Here is a 17,785-nt window from a genome sequence, read left to right on the forward strand (position 1 = left end):
CCACGCGGATCAGCCCCGGTGGGCCGCCCTGCGCCGCCACCCCCACAGGGCGATCGCCGCCGCGCAGGCCGAGGCGACCAGGGCCAGCGGCAGGCCGGCGGACATGCCCGACGGGGCCTCGTCCCGCTCGGGCGCCGCCGCGCCGGCCCGGTGCTCCGGGCCGGCGCGGAGCACCGGGCCGGCGGCCGGTGCGGCGCGGCCGGACACCGCGACGGCCCGGGTGTCCGGGCCGGCGGCCGCCTTCGTCCGCGCCGGCAGCAGCGAACCCACCGGCCGGACCCGGCCCGCCGCCTCGAAGCCCCAGTCGAGCAGGGAGCGGGCCTCCTCGTAGACGGCGAGGCCACCGCCGCCCTGCGGGTTCATCACCGACACGACGAGGGTCCGGTCGCCCCGCTGGGCCGCGGAGATCAGCGTGTTGCCCGCGTTGCTGGTGTAGCCGTTCTTGATCCCGAGGAGTCCCGGGTAGCGGGCCACGCCGTCCGCGCCGGTCAGCAGCCGGTTGGTGTTGGCGATGCCGTACGACCAGGTGCCGGCCGGGAAGTCCGCGTACCGGGTCGAGCTGTACCGGACGAACGCGGGGTCCTGCAGTCCGGCCCGGCCGAAGACCGCCAGGTCGAACGCGGAGGACACCTGGTCGGGTGCGTCGTAGCCGTCGGGGGAGACCACATGGGTGTCCCGGGCACCGAGGGCCCTGGCCTTGTCCTGCATCTGGCGGGCCATCGACTCCCAGCCGCCGCTCATCGCGGCCAGGACGTGCACGGCGTCGTTGCCCGAGCTGAGGAAGACCCCGTTCCACAGGTCCGAGACCTTGTACGTGTACCCCTCCTTCAGGCCGACGAGACTGCTGCCCGCCCCGATCCCGGTCAGCTCGGCGTCCGCCACCGTGTGCCGCTCGGAGGGCTCGTGGTGGGGGAGCGCGGTGAGGGCGAACAGCGCCTTGAGGGTGCTGGCCGGCGGCAGCCTCCGGTGCGCGTTCCGCGCGGCGAGCACCTCGCCGGTGGCGGCGTCCGCAACCACCCACGAGAGCGCCGACACCGAGGGGACCTGGGGGGCGCCCGGCAGTCGCTGCACCTGGGTGCCCTGCCGGTCGAGCCGGGCGGGATCGACGTACTGCCGTGCGGGCGGCGTGGGTTCCCCGACGGAGGTCCCGGCCGAGGCCGTGGCCACCGGAACCGGCAGGACGAACAGCAGCGCCGCGGTACCGGCGACAACATGACGGACAGCTGACGTGACGATCATTCGGTCACCGTAGGAAGGCACCGCCGAACACGCAGAGCGGAGTGCGCCGACCGGCGTAGCGAACGTGCCGGACGGGGGCGCGTCGTGCGCCCGCCCGGGTGGTGGGCGGCCACCCGGTCCGCTGTCGGCGGCGCAGGGCATCCTTGTGACGTGTCCTCACACCCGCAGCCCAGCAACGCCGTTCCGGTCGGCGGCGACGGATCCGGACCTCCGGACGCCACCGCCCGCGCCCTCCCCGGCCCTGCCCGCCCGCCCGGCGCGGCCGCCGCGGGCCCCTTCGGCGCGCCCGCCCTCCGGACGGACCGGCCGTCCCGTACGGCCCCGGCCGGGCACATGGTCGTGTGCGGTGACGACGCCCTCGCCCACCGCCTCGCGCGCGAACTGCACGAGGTGTACGGGGAGCGGGTGACCCTCCTGGTGCCGGCGCCGCCCGAGGCACCCCGCGCGCCCGCCGCCCGGACCGGCCGGGCACTGGCCCTGTTCGGCCGGGTGACCGCCGCCGTCACCCGCACCACCGGGTCCGGCGCGGCGCCCGGGGCCTCCGGCGACGGCGGCGAACCCGGCGGCGCCCCCCGGGTCGTCGAGGCCGCCGAGGCGGACGACCGGGCCCTGGTCGACGCCGGCGTCGAGCGGGCCGCCGCGCTCGCCCTCGTCCACGAGGACGACGAGACCAACATCCGGGCCGCGCTCACCGCCCGCCGCCTCAACCCCCGGCTGCGCCTGGTCATCCGGCTGTACAACCGCAAGCTGGGCCAGCACCTCGAAACCCTCCTCGACCAGGCCGCCGCCGTCGTGGAACCGGGCCTCGACCCCGAGAAGCTCGACGCCGCCACCACGGTCCTCTCCGACGTCGACACCGCGGCCCCCGGACTCGCGGCGGCCGCCGTCGCGGGCACCAGCAAGGTCGTCCAGGCCGGCGGACTGCTGTTCCACGCCGTCGACCGGCCGCCGCGCGAGGGCGAGCCGCCCGATCCCGGCCTCTGCACGCTCGCACTGCTCTCGGCCACGGCCGGCGACCCGGCGGGCTGCGAGGGTTCCGAGCACAGCGGGGACGCCGGCCCCCGGCTCCTCCCCGACGACCGCACGGTGGCCGCCGCGACCGGCCGCGCCGCCGTCACCCTCGAAGCGGTCACGGCGGCGGGCCCGGACCTCCCGGCGCCTCGCCTCGCCGCCTCCGCCCTGCCCGTCGCCTCCCTCTTCTCCCGCCGACTGCGCTGGTCGCTCGCCGGTGCGGCCGGCGCCGTCCTCGCGCTCGCCCTCGCCTCCACCTTCACCACCGGCGACCACCCCCTGCACGCCGCCTATCTGACGCTGCTCGACATCTTCGCCATCGGCGACCCGGCCGTCGGCGAGCCGACCAGCCGCCAACTGCTCCAGATCCTCGCCGGGTTCGTCGGGCTGCTCCTGCTGCCGGTGATCGTCGCCGCCCTCCTCGAAGGCCTCGGCACCTTCCGCACGGCGACCACCCTGCGCAGGCCGTCCCGCGGCCTCTCCGGCCACGTCGTCCTCCTCGGCCTCGGCAAGGTCGGCACCCGGGTCCTGGCACGCCTCCGCCGGCTCGGCATCCCGGTGGTCTGCGTCGAGTCCGACCCGGAGGCCCGCGGCATCGCCGTCGCCCGCCGGCTCCGCGTCCCCACCGTCATCGGCGACGTCACGGAGGAGGGCGTCCTGGAGGCGGCCCGGATCCACCGCGCCCACGCACTCCTCGCCCTGACCAGCGTCGACATCACCAACCTGGAAGCCGCGCTGTCCGCCCGGGCCGTCACCCCCGACCTGCGGGTCGTCCTGCGCCTGTACGACGACGACTTCGCCACGGCCGTCTTCCGCACCCTGCGCACCGCCCACCCCACGGCCGTCACCCGCAGCCGCAGCGTCTCCCACCTCGCCGCGCCCGCGTTCGCCGGCGCCATGATGGGGCGCCGGATCCTGGGCGCCGTGCCCGTCGAGCGCCGGGTGCTGCTCTTCGCCGCCGTGGACGTCGCCGCGCACCCCCTCCTGGACGGCCGGACGGTCGCCGACGCCTTCGTCCCCGGCGCCTGGCGGGTCATCGCCCTCGACGGCGCGGCGGCGGGTCGGGCGGACCGCGCGAGGGGCTGGCGCCTCCACCCCGACCGGCGGCTCGTCCCGGGCGACCGCGTCGTCGTGGCCGCCACCCGCCGCGGCCTCGCCGAGCTCCTCGGCAGGGGCGGCCCGGGCGGCCCGGCGGGTGAAGACGCCGTGCGGGACAACTCCGTACGAACGGAGGCGGGTTGACCGTAGGATCTGAGCGCTCACGTGCCGAGACGGCCCGCATCCGCAGTCAGGAGTGCCTTCCTTGAACACACCGCACAGCACCGCCTCCGGCCGGCCCCCGTACCGCATGGACACGGGCGGCTGCCCGCACGCGGCGAACGCGCGGCTGCTCGCCCAAGGCGCCGTGGCCCCGGTGATCCTGCCCGGCGGGATCGAGGGCATGGCGGTGCTCGGCCACGACGCCCTGCGGGACTTCCTCACCCACCCCGACGTCGCCAAGGCGCCCCACCACTTCACGGCGCTCACCGAGGGCCGCATACCCGAAGGCTGGCCGCTGCTGACCTTCGCCACCGTGCCGGGCATGACCACCGCCGACGGGGCCGACCACCGCAGGCTGCGGACCCTCGTGAGCAGCGCTTTCACCGCACGCCGGGTCGAGGAGCTCCGCCCGCGCGTGGAGGCGGTCACCGCCGGACTGCTCGACGGCCTCGCCGAGGCCGCCCGTGCTGGTGACGGCGTCGCCGATCTGCGCCGCCACTACGCGCTTCCGCTGCCGCTCGGCGTCATCTGCGAACTCCTCGGCGTCGACCCGGTCCACCAGGACCGGCTGCACCACCTCTCCAGCCTCGTCGTGGCCACCGACACGGAGCCCGCCCAGGCCGTCGCCACCAACCGCGAACTCGCCGGACTCCTGGGCTCCATCGCCGCCGCCAAGGCCGCCGACCCCGGCGACGACCTCATCAGCGCCCTCATCGCGGCCCGGGACGAGGGCGGCGACCGGCTCAGCCAGTCCGAGCTCATCGGCACCCTGGTCCTGATGATCATCGCGGGTCACGAGACCACCCTGAACCTCGTCACCAACGCCGTCCGGGCGCTCTGCGCCCACCGCGACCAGCTCGCCCTCGTCGTCGAGGGCCGAGCCGACTGGGCGGACGTGGTGGAGGAGACGCTCCGCTGGGACAGCCCGGTCAGCTCCTTCCCGTTCCGCTACCCCACCCGCGACCTCACGGTCGACGGCACGCTCATCCCCCGGGGCACCCCGGTCCTCGCCGGGTACTCGGCGGCAGGCCGCGACGCGAAGGCCCACGGCCCGGACGCCGACCGCTTCGACATCACCCGCACGCCGGCGGCGAAGCACCTCTCGCTCGGTCACGGCCCCCACTACTGCCTGGGCGCCCCGCTCGCCCGGATGGAGGCCGCGATCGCCCTGGAAGCGCTCTTCACCCGCTTCCCGGACCTCGACCTGGCCCTCCCCGAGAGCGAGCTGACCCGCCACGCCGGCTTCGTCGGCAACAGCGTCCGAGCCCTCCCGGTCCGCCCGGGAGCCTGAGCGCCCACGACACACCCGTCGGCCCGGAGCCGGGCCTCCGACGGCCCGGCACGCGACGCGCGGGCGTACCCGCTCACCCCGTGCGCCCCCATGCGGTCGCGGGGGAGACCCGCAGGGAGGAGACGAGGCGCAGCAGGCGGTCCTCGTTCCCGGAGAGGCCCGCGGCGCGGAGCGCCTCGTCGGCCTCGGCCATCGGGTGGCGGAGCATCACCCCCGCGTAGGGGGCGAGCTGCGGGTCGGTCAGCACGGCCTGGGTGGACTCGAGGAGACGCAGGTACGCCTGGGCCGCCGCGCGCTCGGTTGCGGTGAACGTGGTCATGTCGGGCTCCCTCTCGACAGTTCGGCGCTCACCACCTTCTCGTACGGGTCTGACAATCGGGCTCAGCCCCGCCCGTCGAGGTGCTCCCGGAGCCGCTCGAGGAAGACCCGCTGCCCCGTGACCAGCAGCGGAGCGGCCGCCTCCGGGGCGAACCAGCCCACCCGGTCGATCTCCGGGAACTCCGCCGTGACGCCGGAACGCGGCGGCCACTCCATGGTGAAGGTGCCCGGCACCACCCGGGCCGGGTCGAGATCGCCCTCGACGGCCCAGATGGTGACGATCTTCCCGTTGCGCTGCCGGGCCTCCCCGAGCGGGAACCACTCGCCGTCCGGTGCCGCCAGCCCCAGCTCCTCCCGGAACTCCCGCCGCGCCGCGTCCTCGGCGGTCTCGTCCGGCTCGTACTGGCCCTTGGGGAACGACCAGGCCTCCTCCTCCCGGGACTCCCAGAAAGGCCCGCCCATGTGCCCGATGAGTACCTCGACGTCCTCGCCCCCCGTACGACGGAAGACCAGAAGACCCGCGCTGCGTTTGTCCGACATGAGCCCCAGTGTGGCCGACCGCCCCGGCCCACGGGGCCCACCCACGGAGCCCGCCCACGCAGCCCACCCGCCGCCCGGCGGGGGCGGCGGGGGCATGCTTCCGGGCCTCACCCCTCGGCGGCTGCCACCACCACCGGACCGCCCGAGCCGTCGACGCCGTCGGTCCACGCGGATCCGAGCAGCACCGAGCGCCAGGGGACCAGCGTCCCGGCCAGCCGCTCCCGTCTGAGCAGCACGTCCCCCTGCCGGGCGGTCAGCACCGGCCGCAGGAGCCGCCGCTCCGGCCGGACGAGCAGAGGGACCGCCGGCGCCGATCCCAGCAGACCGGGCGTCACCCACCGCAGCGGGCCCTCCGTCGTCACCGGGACCCCTCCGGCGGGCCAGGCACCGCCGGCGAGCCGGGCGAGGACGGCGCCGGCCACCGCACGCCCCTCCGCGGCGGCCCGCCGCGCCGGCTCCCCGCCGTGGAGGAGGTTCCCGACGGCGAAGACGCCGGGCGCGGCGGTACGGAGACCGCCGTCGGTCACCGGGCCGCGGGAGCCCGGCGCGAGCGGCACCCCCAGGAGCCGGACCAGCTCGTGGTCGGGGATCCAGTCGCCGGTGAACACCACGGTGTCGCACCGCAGGACGGCCGACCGCCCGTCCGCTCCCCGGACCGCGACGCCGGTCAGCCGGCCGCGTCCGATCAGCTCCGTCACGACCGTGCCGCGGAGCACCGGCACCGGAGGCGCGGACGTGCCGACGGTCCGGAAGGCGAGGGCGGCCTCCGGCGGTCCGGCGACGACGGCCGTCACCACGGCGCCCGCCTCCCGCAGCGTACGCACCGCGTGCCGGGCGACCGGGTCGCCGCCGACGACCACCGCCCGCCGCCCGGCCAGACCGGCCCGCGCCCCGAACCGGGCGACCGTCCGCTGGAGCTCACCGGTGGTCAGCACCCCGGCGGGCCGCGAGCCCGGCACCAGACGGGCGCTGCGCGGCCGCTCGCGGGCTCCCGTGGCCAGGACGACCGCGCGGGCCCGGATCCTCTCGAGCCCCGTCGGGGCGGTGACGTCCAGGGTCAGAGGTCCGGCCCACCCGGTGGCGGAGACCCCCGTGCGGACGGTGGCGCCGGCCCGGGTGGCCGCCCGCACCGCGCGCCGCGCGTACGCCGGTCCGTCCAGGGGCCTGCCGAGCGCGTCCGCGCCGAACCCCGGCCGGACGCAGTGGCGCGGGACCCCGCCGGCGGCCGTCTCCCGCTCCAGGACCTCGACCCGGCCCGCACCGGCCGCCGCGAGACCGGCGGCCGCGGCCAGTCCGGCGGGCCCCGCGCCCACCACGAGCACGTCGACCGTACGGATCACCGGGCCCCCTCCCCGTACTCCTGGCCCAGCGCCCGCAGCTCCGCGCCGCAGTAGTGGCCCTGGCAGCGTCCGCCGCGGGCCCGGGTCCTGCGGCGCAGCCCGTCGGGTCCGGCCGGTGGGATCGTCGAGGTGAGAGCGGCCCGGATCTCGCCGCGGGTCACCCGCTCGCAGTGGCACACGATCGCGCCGAACTCCGCGTCGCGGGCGATGAGTCCCGCGTCGCGGTAGGGCCGGAGGAAGGCCTCGCCGAGGTTCGGCATGCGGACCGGCGCGAGGGGCCGCTCGGGCCCCGGGTCGAGGCCGCAGTCGGCGAGCAGCCCGAGCACGTGGTCGGCGATGGCCAGGGAGGCGGTGAGCCCGGTGGAGCGGATGCCGCCCACGGTCACGTACCGCAGGGCGGGATGGGCCGCGATCCGGTAGTCCTCCTGACCGGTGGCGGCCCGCAGTCCGGCGTAGACGGCCGTGACCTCCTCGTCGAGGAGCGCCGGGAGGATCCGGCCGCCCTGTTCGCGCAGCCCGGCGAGCCCCTCGGCCGTCGTCCCGGTGGCGGTCTTGTCGTCCAGGTCCTCGGCGGTGGGGCCGAGCATCACGTTGCCGTACACGGTCGGCGAGACGAGCACGCCCTTGCCCAGCGGACCGGGGACGGGCAGCAGGATGTGCCGGACGAGGTCGCGGGCGAACTTGTCGAACACGAGGAGCTGGCCCCTGCGCGGGGTGACGGTGAAGTCCGCGCGCCCGAGCAGCGCGTCGAAGCCGTCGGCGTGCAGCCCGCAGGCGTTGACCAGGTGGCGGGCCCCGAGCACCCCGCGCCGGGTGACGAGGCGGTGGTGCGGATCGCCCGGACGCACCGTCTCCACCCGGCAGTTCAGATGCAGGTCCACTCCGGAGCGGACGGCCTGCGTCGCGTACGCCAGGGTCGTCGTCCACGGGCAGATGACGGACTCGCCCGGCACTTCCAGGGCGGCCAGCGCACCGGCGCCCAGGTGCGGTTCCCGGAGGGCGAGTTCCGGCGCCGACAGCAGGCGCGTCGTGCGGTGGCCGTTGCGCTCCGCCTTCTCCGCGAGGCGGGGGAGCGCGGCCCGCTGCTCCTCGTCCCAGGCGACGAGCAGGGCGCCCAGCGGCTCCACGGGGATGCCGGTCTCCCGCGCGTACGCGTCGAGCAGTCCGTGTCCCTCGCGGACGAGCCGTGCCTCCAGGGTGCCGGGGACCGCGTCGAAACCGGTGTGCAGGATGGCGGTGTTGGCCTTCGACGTACCGTCCCCGACGTCGTCCGCGGCGTCCACGAGCGCGACCCGCAGCGGGTGTCGGGCGAGCGCGCGGGCGATGGCGGAGCCGACGACCCCGGCGCCGACGACCACGACGTCGTACACCGCGGCCCCGCCGGCCGGGAGGGGACCCGTGCGCGTGACGCCCATCAGACCGCACCCGGGGCGTCGGCGCCCCCGGAGCGGTCGACCAGCGCCGCCACCTCGGCACGGAACCGGGCCAGCCGCGCGGACGCCTCGTCACCCGAGATCCGCGGCCGGTACACGGCCGCGGGCTTCCACTCGGGCACGGCCTCGCGGAGGGTGAGCCCCGGGTGGCGCCCGAGCCGGGCGACCGCGCCGATCCCGAGGGCCGTGGCATCGGGTGACGAGGAGACCTCGACGGGGAGTTGCAGCAGGTCGGCCTGGGTCTGCATGAGCAGCGCGGACCGGGTCAGGCCCCCGTCGGCGCGCAGCGCGGACGGCGGCGCGCCCCGGTCCGCCGCGGCGGCCGAGGCCAGCTCCACGACCTGGGCGGCGATCCCCTCGCAGAGCGCCCTGACGAGGTGGCCCGGCCCGGTGTCGAGGCCGAGCCCGGTGAGCGAGCCGCGCACGTCACCCCGCCACCAGGGCGCGGCGAGCCCCGCGAACGCGGGCACGAACGTGACGCCGCCGGAGTCCGGCACGCCGCCGCCCACCGCGTCGAGCTCCCCGGCCCCGGCGATCACACCGAGGTCGGTGAGCCAGCGGACGGCCGAGGCGACCGTGTACACCTGGCCGTCCAGACAGTGGGTCGCGTGTCCGCCGAGTCGCCAGGCGACGCAGCTCACCAGGCCCGCCGCGGCCCTCCGCGGCTCGGGTCCGGTCTGCGCGAGGAGGAAGGCCCCGGTCCCGTAGGTGCACTTGACGGCGGCCGGGTCGTCGGCGCTCTGGGCGAGCAGCGCCGCCTGCTGGTCCACCAGGAGGCCGGTGAGAGGGAGCGGCGGACCGAACGCGGTCGTGGTGCCGACCGGCGTGTCGCAGTCCACCACCCGGGGCAGCCGCTCGCCGCCGAGTCCGTACAGGTCGAGGGCGGTGTCCGACCAGGCGACCGTGTCCAGGTCGAGGAGTCCGGTCCGGCCGGCCGTCGCCGCGTCGGTGACGAACGCGCCCGTCAGCCGGTGGACGAGCCAGGAGTCGCTGGTGGTGACGACCCCCGCGCCGGTGGCGTGGCGGCGGATCCAGGCCATCTTGGGCGCGGCGAAGTACGGGTCGACCGGGAGGCCCGTGAGGTGCCGCAACCGCTCGGCGTGCGCGTCGAGTCCGGCGCAGACCTCGGCCGCCCGCCGGTCCTGCCACACCAGGGCGTCGGTGAGGGGCTCGCCGGTGGCGGGGTCCCAGGCGAGCACGGTCTCGCCCTGGTTCGCGAGGCCCACCGCCTCGACGGTGGTGCCCGCCTCGGCGAGTGCCGTCCGCCCGGCGGTGACCACGGAGTCGTACAGCTCACGCGGGTCGACCTCGACGAGGCCGCCCGGCAGGTAGCGGGGCCGGACCGGGGCCGTGCCGCCGCCGATGACCCCGCGCTCCGGACAGAGGACGAGGGCCTTCGTGCCCGAGGTCCCCTGGTCGACGGCGAGTACCGGGCCGCCTGTCATCGTGCTGCTCCCGTCCCTGGACCGACAGTGATCATCCGATCACCGAAAGGGGTCAGGGTGCCGCCGCCGGGACCCCGCGTCAAGCCTCGGCGGGGGATCACGTCAAGTCCGTGGATCTACCTGACAGTAAGTCAAATTCGGTCGTTGGCTGGATAGTTACTCTCACGAAAGAAAGTGGACCGGTCGCATCCATCGCCCTCTATAGTGATCGCCGATCAACGGCCGGGACGCCCGCCGGGGGACTGACCACCCCCTCCATCCACCGAGGACCCATGTCACCCACACCACGCCCCACCCCCTGATGGCCGCGCACGGCTTCAGACCCGTCTACCACCCCGCGGGCCACGACCACGCCCTGCGCAACGCCGTCCAGGACTTGCGCACCGGCCGCTGGGTGGCCATGGCGCGGCTGCTCGACGAGACGGCGGGCTGGGACGGCTGGACCCGGCGCACCCAGGTCCTCGCCGCGGTCGCCGCGGGCACCGACGTCGTGCACACCTGGCGCGCCGAGCAGCCCGAAAGCCCCGCCGCCGCCGTGATGCACAGCCGCGTCGCCGTCGAGCGGGCCGTCCGCGCCCACCGCGCCGGCCACGCGCGCACCCGGGAGCTATGGCAGGAGGCCTGGAGTGCCTGCCGCGAGGCCGCCGAGCGGTCCCCCGCCGACCCGGTGCCCTGGGTGGGCCTCATCGCCCTCGCCGCCCTCGACGAGCGCCAGCGCATGGCGGAACACCGGCTCACCCCGCCCGCCCCCATGCTGCCGCCCGGCCCCTGGGGCCTGCTCGCAGAGGCCGAGAAGCGCGACCCGTACAACCGCGAAGCGCACCACCGGATGCTCCAGTTCGTCTACGCCCGCCGCCCGGGACCGCTCTCCGAGGCCGTCAACTACTCCTACTGGGCCGCCTCCTCGGCCCCCGTGGGCTCCGCCCTGCACGCGCTCCCGCTCTACGTGCGCGTCGAGCGCTACCGCCGCGAGCGCGGCCACGAACGCGCCCTCGACCTCCACTGGGTCGCCGAGGACGCGGTGCGCGACGCCCGCCGCGCGCTCGACGAGTGGTTCCTCTTCTGCGCCACCGACGAGGCCTCGCTGCTCGACCTCAACCACCTGGCGCACGCCCTGTTCGGAGCCCTCCGCTTCCCCGATGCGGCCCGGGTCTTCGAGGCCCTCGGCCCGTACTACACGACGCTGCCCTGGGCCTACCGCACCGCCCGCCCGGACGACCGCGACCTGGCCGAAGAGGTCTTCCTGCGCGCCCGCGCACGCTGTCTCGGCGGCTGATCCCCGCCGGTCCCCACCCCGCGTACGGCCCCCCGCGTACGCCCACGCCCGCTCACCGCCCGTCCCCCGGAGGTAACCCATGTCCCGCACCGCGGCCCCCGCCGACGCGATACGCAAGCCACCCGCGGCCCATGACGAGGAGGCACGGCTGAGAGAGCTCGGCTACCAGCCCGTCCTCGCCCGCCGCATGGGCGGCTTCGGGAACTTCGCGATCAGCTTCTCCGTGATCTCGGTCCTCTCCGGCTGCATGACCCTCTACGGCTTCGGCATGGGCACCGGCGGTCCCGCCGTCATGCTCTGGGGCTGGGCCGGCGTCGGCCTCTTCGTGCTGTGCGTGGGCCTCGCCCTCGCCGAGGTCACCAGCGCCTACCCGACCTCCGGAGCGCTCTACTACATGGCGGACCGGCTGGGCGGTCGCCGCTGGGGCTGGTACACGGGCTGGCTGAACCTGCTCGGTCTGCTCGGCGCCATCGCCGGCATCGACTACGGCGCCGCCCTCTTCACCGGCGCCTTCCTCAACCTGCAATGGGGCTTCGAACCCACCGCCGGCTCCACCTTCCTCGTCTTCCTCGCGATCCTGCTGCTGCACGCCGTCCTGAACCTCTTCGGCGTCCGCCTCGTCAGCGTGCTCAACTCGATCAGCGTCTGGTGGCACCTGGCCGGGGTCGCGCTCATCGTCGGCGCCCTCGCGTTCGTCCCCGACCGCCACCGGTCCGTCGACTTCGTCTTCACCGAGTTCGTCAACGACACCGGCTGGGCCAACCCCTTCTACGTCGCCGCCATCGGCCTGCTCCTCGCCCAGTACACGTTCTCCGGCTACGACGCCTCCGCCCACCTCTCGGAGGAGACCTCCAACGCCTCCGTCACCGCCGCCAAGGGCATCGTGCGGGCCATCTGGGTCTCCTGGATCGCCGGCTTCGCCCTCCTCGCCGGACTGAGTTTCGCCATCCAGGACTACGCCGCCACGCAGAACAGCGCCACCGGCGTCCCGCCCGCGCAGATCTTCCTCGACGCCCTCGGCTCCGGCGGCGCCACCGCCCTGCTGCTCGTCGTCATCGTCGCCCAGCTCTTCTGCGGCAACGCCGAGGTCGCCGCCGCGAGCCGCATGGTCTTCGCCTTCAGCCGCGACAACGCCCTTCCCGGCTCCGCCCTCTGGCGGAGGGTCAGCACCCGCACCCAGACCCCCGTCCCGGCCGTCTGGCTCGCGGTCGCCGTGGCCGCGCTGCTCGCCGTGCCCTCGCTCTACTCCGCCACCGCGTACGGCGCCGTCACCGCGATCAACGTCATCGGCATCACGCCCGCCTACGCCATCCCGATCTACCTGCGGCTGCGCGCCGGCGACCGGTTCACCCCCGGGCCCTGGACCCTGGGCCGCTGGAGCAAGCCCATCGGCTGGACCGCCGTCGTCTGGGTCGCCTTCGTGACCGTCCTCTTCTGCCTGCCGCAGAAGTCCCCGGTCACCGTCGACACCATGAACTACGCGGTGATCGCGCTCGCCGTCGTCCTCGTCCTGGCCAGCGTCTGGTGGTACGTCGCCCGCCGCTCGTACGGCACCCCGACGGCGTACGGGACGGCCCGCGAGGAGGCGGAGATCGCGGAGGGCATCGTCTAGGCCGTCTCCTTCGGGTCTTGCCGGTCAGGCAAGACCCGAAGGAGACGGCCTGGTCGCCCGGAGACGGCGCCGCCCCCGCGCCCGACGGACGCCGGGCACGGGGGCGGCGCGGGTCTCAGGCGCTGAACTCGTAGGTCCAGGCCGCCGACTGGGCCGCGAAGTCGATGTCCGTGATCTCCAGAGCGTGCCCGTGCTGGTCGCTGACCACCCGGTGGACGAGCAGCCGGGCCGCGCCGTCGGCCGTCGTCGCGGCGGGAGCCGGCGGCACGCCGACCGACTCCCGGTGGGTGATCCGCAGGCCCGCCTGATGCATCCAGTGGTACAGCAGGCGCAGATCGGGCTGCCGGTGGCAGTCCTTGCCCCGCCGGTAGCGGGCCAGTTGCGGGATCTCGGTGAGGGCCGGCCGCGAGAACCACGACACCGCGCGCTGGAGCGCCGCCCCGTGCGGCCCCAGCACCACGTGCCGGTGGACGAGGGTCGGCTCGCCGGGGGCGAGGAGCAGGCGGGATGTCAGCGGGGTGGGCGGCGGCTCCCAGGTCAGCGAGGCCCGCACCAGCGCCTCGGCGGCGCGGGGGCCGCCGGGGAAGGTCGGCCGGCGTGCCGTCAGGGCGGGGACGGCCGGCTCGGGGTCCGTGCCGTCGGGGCCGGCGGCGGCGAACGTCCCCCGCCGGTCGGTGACCACGAGCCGCTCGTCCCGGAGGAGCTGGAGCGCGCTGCGCACGGTCTGCCGGTTGACGTGGTAGCGCTGGGCCAGGGAACGTTCCGACGGGAGCCGGCTGCCCGGCGGGATGCGCCGCCCGGCGAGGTCCTCGCGCAGGGCGGCGGCGACCCGGAGATACAGCGGCGGTTCCGCCGCCGTCTCGGAATCGGGCTCGACCATGATCAACCCTCTCTTCGCTCAGCGTGACCGCATGGGTCGTGTGGGTGATCAATTCCTATCATTGGTCTAAACCATTTTGCTAGTGCGGCCCGGCAGAGTGGCCGAAAGGAGCACCGCGCCTTGTAATGGGGTAGCAGGTGACGGGCGCGAGACCGCTGCGGCGGAAGAAGGGGGTGGGGCCGGATGACCACACCGTCGGAGCGTGCCGCCCAGGGCAAGGCGGCGCGCAAGCGGGTGTCCCGCTCCTCCCACGGCCGCTGGATACCCAGCTCCCAGCGCCCCGACCCGCTGCACGTCCTGGACCAGGAGGCCGAGGGCCGGCTGCCCGACCTCGCCCCCCTCCGGTACGGCCGGATGGCCGTCTCGCCCTTCGCGTTCCTCCGCGGCGCCGCCGCCGTCATGGCCGCCGACCTCGGCGCCCAGCGGCACACCGGGCTCACCGTCCAGCTCTGCGGCGACGCCCATCTGCTGAACTTCGGCGTCTACGCCTCCCCCGAACGGACGCTCCTCTTCGACGTGAACGACTTCGACGAGACCCTCCCCGGCCCCTTCGAATGGGACGTCAAGAGACTCGCCGCCAGCGTCACCGTCGCCGCCCTCCAGAACGGCAGCGCCAAGCCGAAGGCCCACCGCGCCGCCCTCGTGGCCGTCGAGTCCTACCGGACGACCATGCGGCGGCTCGCCGGACTCGGCGAGCTCGCCGTCTGGTACGAGCGGATCTCCGCCGACGACGTGCTGTCCCTGGTCCGCCACGGCGAGCGCGCCCGCGTCACCCACGGGCTCGCCCGCGCCCGCCGCCGCACCAGCCTCCAGGTGCTCGGCAAGCTCACCGAGGTGGACGACGCAGGCGGCCGGCGCTTCATCGAGGACCCGCCCCTGCTCGAACGGGCCACGAACGTCGACCGGGTCACCCTCGGCAAGATCTTCAGCGACTACCGCAGCTCGCTCGCCGAGGAGCGGCGCGTCCTCCTCGACCGCTACCGCTACGTGGACGCGGCCCGCAAGGTCGTCGGCGTCGGCAGCGTCGGGACCCGCTGCTTCGTCCTCCTCCTCGAAGGACGCGACGCCTCGGACCCCCTCCTCCTCCAGATCAAGGAAGCGGGCCCCTCCGTCCTCGAGCCGTACCTCGCGCCCTCCGCGTACGCCCACCAGGGCCGCCGCGTCGTCTGCGGCCAGCGCCTCACCCAGGCCGCCAGCGACATCTTCCTCGGCTGGATGACCGGACCCCAGGAGCGCCACTTCTACTGGCGCCAGTTGCGCGACATGAAGGGCTCCGCCGAGGTCGAGACGATGTCCCCGGCCACCCTGCGGGACTACGCGCGGCTCTGCGGCCGGGCCCTGGCCCGCGCCCACGCCCGCTCCGGCGACCGGATCGCCATCGCCGCCTACCTCGGGGCCACCGACGTCTTCGACCGGGCCGTCGCCGACTTCGCCCTCGCCTACGCGGGCCAGAACGCCGACGACTACGCGGCCCTCGGCGGGGCCATCGCCTCCGGCATGGTCACGGCGGCCCCGGGCGCCTGACCGGCACCCGGGACGCCTCACCCGAACGGACCTACGCGTCGCGGCGCAGGGGCGGCTCCGCCGGCGTCGCGTGGACCGGTCCGAACAGCACCGCCCGCGCCACCGCCGGAGCGAACAGCGCCGTCAGCGGGGCGGTCAGGGTGAGCGCCGCACGGAACGGCACCCCCACGACCGGGTCACCCGCGGCCCGCGCCTGCACCCGGCGCAGGTACCAGCCGACCGCCTTGTCCGCGGGCCCCGGGCGTGCCGCGTCGCCCACGGCACCGGGCATCTTCTTGTCCGCGCCCGCCGAGATGTCCCAGGCCTGCTTCGACGCGTCGAACAGCGCGCGCTGCACCTGCCGGGTCGTCGGGGTGCGCCTGGGGTCGGTGAGCGCCCGGCGCAGCGCCACCGCGGAGATCGCGGCGACGGCCATGCCCTGCCCGTAGATCGGGTTGAACGCGCACAGCGCGTCACCCGTGGCGAGGAAACCGGCCGGCCGGCGGCCCGGACGGTCGTACCGGCGCCGGATGTTGGCCGTCTTGCGGAAGCCGTAGACCGGGGAGACCGGCTCGGCCCGCGCCAGCCAGTCGCTGATCACCGGGTGCGGCAGCCGCTTCGCGTACTCCTCGAACGCGCCCTCCTCGGTGGGCGGTTCGTCGCCCCGCAGCCCGGAGAGGGTGACCAGGTGCCGCCCGTCGCCGAGCGGCAGCACGACACCGGCGTACACCTGGTCGGGGTTGGGCACGACGTAGTATCCGACCGCGTCCGTGCCCGGCACGTCGGCCGGCGAGCGGTAGACCCGGGTGGCGTACGCGAGGCCGGTGTCGAGGGTCTCCTCGTGCGGGGCCTCCGCGCCGATCCCGGCCAGCCAGTCGGCGGCCTTCGTGGACCGCCCCGACGCGTCCACCACCAGATCGGCCTCCAGGGTGCGGGTCTCCTTGTCCGCCCCCGCCCCGCGCTCGCGCAGCCTCACGCCCCGGACGCGCGAGGAGTCACCGGTCAGCCCCACGGTCTCGGTGCCCTCGAGCAGCTCGATCCGGGGATCGGCCAGCACCCGCTGCCGCACCAGCCACTCCAGCTGGGGCCGCGGGCCGGTGTAGAAGTGCGCGGTCGCCTGCGTCCGGCGGAACCACCGGCCGTTCTGCCACTGCACCATGTCCTCGGGCACGCCCACCTTCGGCGCGCCCAGCTCCCCGAGCTCCGCCATGAACCCCGGCAGCAGCTCGTCCAGCGCCTGCTGTCCCCCGGCGATCAGCACGTGCAGGTGCCGCCCCTGCGGAACCCCCGGCCGCGCCTCCTGCCCCTCGGGGAACCGGTCGCGCTCGACGACCGTCACCCGCTCCGCGTGATCCGCCAGCACCCGCGCCGTGAGCAGCCCGGCCAGACTCCCCCCGATCACCACCGCGTGACGCGCCACACGACCCCCCAACTCGTCGGACATACCCGCCCTTTCCTCTCCCGGAACCGGAACTCCCCAGTATCCACGCCCCCGTGCCCCTCGTCGCCCCCGCCTCGCCCGCCGGAGACTGCGTAGGGTGGCCCCGTGGCATCCGAGCGCGCGACGGACCCCACCGGCTTCGGGTAGCCCGCCAGGGGCTCCCTGGCGGTCGTCACCTACGGAGTCGTATGTCACGCACCGCACATCACCTTTCCCGCTCACGCCGCCCGTGGCCCGACGGACGGCTCACGGGCGAACCCTGGTGTTCCGTCGTCGTCTGGGACCTCAGGTACAGCGCCGACCGCCTCGACGAGGCGGCGCGCGAGCGGACCAGGCCCCGGCCCCAGGCGGTCCGCCGGACCGTCGAGTTGCGCGCCTGGCCCCGATTCGAGCAGGACCGGGCGGTCGCGATCTGGTCCGCGCAGGACGAGCGCAGGGCCCGGCAGCGGCTGCGGGCCCGGACGCGGACGCTGACGCGTCTGGTGAACGGCACCGGCGGGACGATCGCCCGCACGGCCCCGTACACCCTGGACGTGCCGCCGTACCGCCATCGGCACCTCGCGCTCCGGCTCTCGTAGGGCAGGGGCCGCCGATGACGACGGGGGGTCCGGTCAGCCCCCCGTCGTCGCGTCACTCCGCGCCGAGTTCCGCCAGGGCGTGGGTGAGCCATTCGACCCAGAAACGCTCCAGGTCGATGCCGCCGCGGAGGACGAGGTGGCGGAGGCGGTCGGGTTCGGGGCGCGGGTGGGTGGCGGGGAAGTCGCGGGCCTCGATGACGAGGTACTCGTCCAACTGGGCCTGATGCGAGGAGAGGTGGCGTTCCAGTTCGGCGCGCAGGCCCGCGGAGCCGACCATGGCGGCGGCGCGCATGCGCAGGAGCAGGGAGGAGCGCATGGGCTTGGGGTCTTCGGAGCGGGCGACCCAGGTGGTGAGTTCCTCCCGCCCCGCGGGGAGCACCTCGTACTCCTTCCGCTGTCCCCGGGCGGGGACCGGAGCGGGCAGGGCGCGGATGTGCCCCGCCTGCTCCAGCTTCCCCAGCTCGCGGTAGATCTGCTGGTGCGTGGCCGACCAGAAGTAGCCGATCGACTTGTCGAAGCGGCGCGTGAGTTCGAGGCCGGAGGACGGCTTCTCGAGCAGGGCGGTCAGGATCGCGTGCGGGAGGGACATGCTCGCATCCTAGGTTCGGCCGGCCACGG

15 protein-coding genes are annotated in these 17,785 nt (G+C 75.4%); 6 read left to right on the forward strand and 9 right to left on the reverse strand.

What is annotated here, in order from left to right; genetic code table 11:
* Nucleotides 1-9: 9 nt before the first annotated feature.
* Nucleotides 10-1,239, reverse strand: coding sequence for a D-alanyl-D-alanine carboxypeptidase family protein (locus AC067A_RS30690; RefSeq protein WP_479245980.1), 1,230 nt, complete (start codon nt 1,237-1,239; stop codon nt 10-12).
* 333 nt (nt 1,240-1,572) lie between these two features.
* On the opposite strand from AC067A_RS30690, the gene AC067A_RS30695 reads away from it, so the two are divergent.
* Nucleotides 1,573-3,492: an NAD-binding protein gene (locus AC067A_RS30695; protein WP_479246089.1), complete on the forward strand. Its 1,920-nt coding sequence runs from the start codon at nt 1,573-1,575 to the stop codon at nt 3,490-3,492.
* A 106-nt stretch (nt 3,493-3,598) separates the two neighbouring features.
* A complete protein-coding gene (locus tag AC067A_RS30700) occupies nt 3,599-4,801 on the forward strand; it encodes a cytochrome P450 family protein (protein ID WP_479246091.1) in 1,203 nt (400 codons plus the stop codon).
* Between the two features lie 73 nt (nt 4,802-4,874).
* Here AC067A_RS30700 and AC067A_RS30705 read toward each other — a convergent pair whose 3' ends face one another.
* The 5 genes from AC067A_RS30705 to AC067A_RS30725 form a co-directional block, all read right to left on the reverse strand.
* Nucleotides 4,875-5,120: a hypothetical protein gene (locus AC067A_RS30705; protein ID WP_479245982.1), complete on the reverse strand. Its 246-nt coding sequence runs from the start codon at nt 5,118-5,120 to the stop codon at nt 4,875-4,877.
* Nucleotides 5,121-5,182: 62 nt separating this feature from the next.
* On the reverse strand, nt 5,183-5,659 hold the full coding sequence (locus tag AC067A_RS30710; RefSeq protein WP_479245984.1) for an NUDIX hydrolase: 477 nt from the start codon (nt 5,657-5,659) through the stop codon (nt 5,183-5,185).
* Nucleotides 5,660-5,766: 107 nt separating this feature from the next.
* Nucleotides 5,767-6,999: an FAD-dependent oxidoreductase gene (locus tag AC067A_RS30715; RefSeq protein ID WP_479245986.1), complete on the reverse strand. Its 1,233-nt coding sequence runs from the start codon at nt 6,997-6,999 to the stop codon at nt 5,767-5,769.
* Nucleotides 6,996-8,414, reverse strand: a complete 1,419-nt coding sequence (locus AC067A_RS30720) for an FAD-dependent oxidoreductase (RefSeq protein ID WP_479245988.1) — start codon at nt 8,412-8,414, stop codon at nt 6,996-6,998. The genes AC067A_RS30715 and AC067A_RS30720 overlap by 4 nt, the downstream gene beginning before the upstream one ends.
* Nucleotides 8,414-9,877 (reverse strand): FGGY family carbohydrate kinase, encoded by a 1,464-nt coding sequence (locus AC067A_RS30725; RefSeq protein ID WP_479245989.1) that lies wholly within the window; start codon nt 9,875-9,877, stop codon nt 8,414-8,416. Before AC067A_RS30725 ends, AC067A_RS30720 begins: the two co-directional genes overlap by 1 nt.
* Before the next feature lie 301 nt (nt 9,878-10,178).
* Between AC067A_RS30725 and AC067A_RS30730 the strand changes: the two genes are divergently transcribed.
* Complete coding sequence (locus AC067A_RS30730) at nt 10,179-11,153, forward strand: hypothetical protein (RefSeq protein ID WP_479245990.1); 975 nt, start codon at nt 10,179-10,181, stop codon at nt 11,151-11,153.
* Between the two features lie 79 nt (nt 11,154-11,232).
* Nucleotides 11,233-12,765: an amino acid permease gene (locus AC067A_RS30735; RefSeq protein ID WP_479245991.1), complete on the forward strand. Its 1,533-nt coding sequence runs from the start codon at nt 11,233-11,235 to the stop codon at nt 12,763-12,765.
* Nucleotides 12,766-12,880: 115 nt separating this feature from the next.
* On the opposite strand, the gene AC067A_RS30740 is transcribed toward AC067A_RS30735, so the two are convergent.
* Nucleotides 12,881-13,645, reverse strand: coding sequence for a GntR family transcriptional regulator (locus AC067A_RS30740; RefSeq protein ID WP_479245993.1), 765 nt, complete (start codon nt 13,643-13,645; stop codon nt 12,881-12,883).
* Between the two features lie 183 nt (nt 13,646-13,828).
* Here AC067A_RS30740 and AC067A_RS30745 point away from each other — a divergent pair, with 183 nt between their 5' ends.
* Nucleotides 13,829-15,169 (forward strand): DUF2252 domain-containing protein, encoded by a 1,341-nt coding sequence (locus AC067A_RS30745; protein WP_479245995.1) that lies wholly within the window; start codon nt 13,829-13,831, stop codon nt 15,167-15,169.
* Between the two features lie 31 nt (nt 15,170-15,200).
* Here AC067A_RS30745 and AC067A_RS30750 read toward each other — a convergent pair whose 3' ends face one another.
* A complete protein-coding gene (locus tag AC067A_RS30750) occupies nt 15,201-16,592 on the reverse strand; it encodes an NAD(P)/FAD-dependent oxidoreductase (RefSeq protein ID WP_479245996.1) in 1,392 nt (463 codons plus the stop codon).
* A 185-nt stretch (nt 16,593-16,777) separates the two neighbouring features.
* On the opposite strand from AC067A_RS30750, the gene AC067A_RS30755 reads away from it, so the two are divergent.
* Entirely contained in the window at nt 16,778-17,167 is a 390-nt protein-coding gene (locus AC067A_RS30755) for a hypothetical protein (protein WP_479245998.1), read from the forward strand.
* A 52-nt stretch (nt 17,168-17,219) separates the two neighbouring features.
* Here AC067A_RS30755 and AC067A_RS30760 read toward each other — a convergent pair whose 3' ends face one another.
* A complete protein-coding gene (locus tag AC067A_RS30760) occupies nt 17,220-17,756 on the reverse strand; it encodes a PadR family transcriptional regulator (RefSeq protein ID WP_479245999.1) in 537 nt (178 codons plus the stop codon).
* Between the last annotated feature and the right edge of the window lie 29 nt (nt 17,757-17,785).

Source organism: Streptomyces sp. NPDC043176, assembly GCF_056436715.1.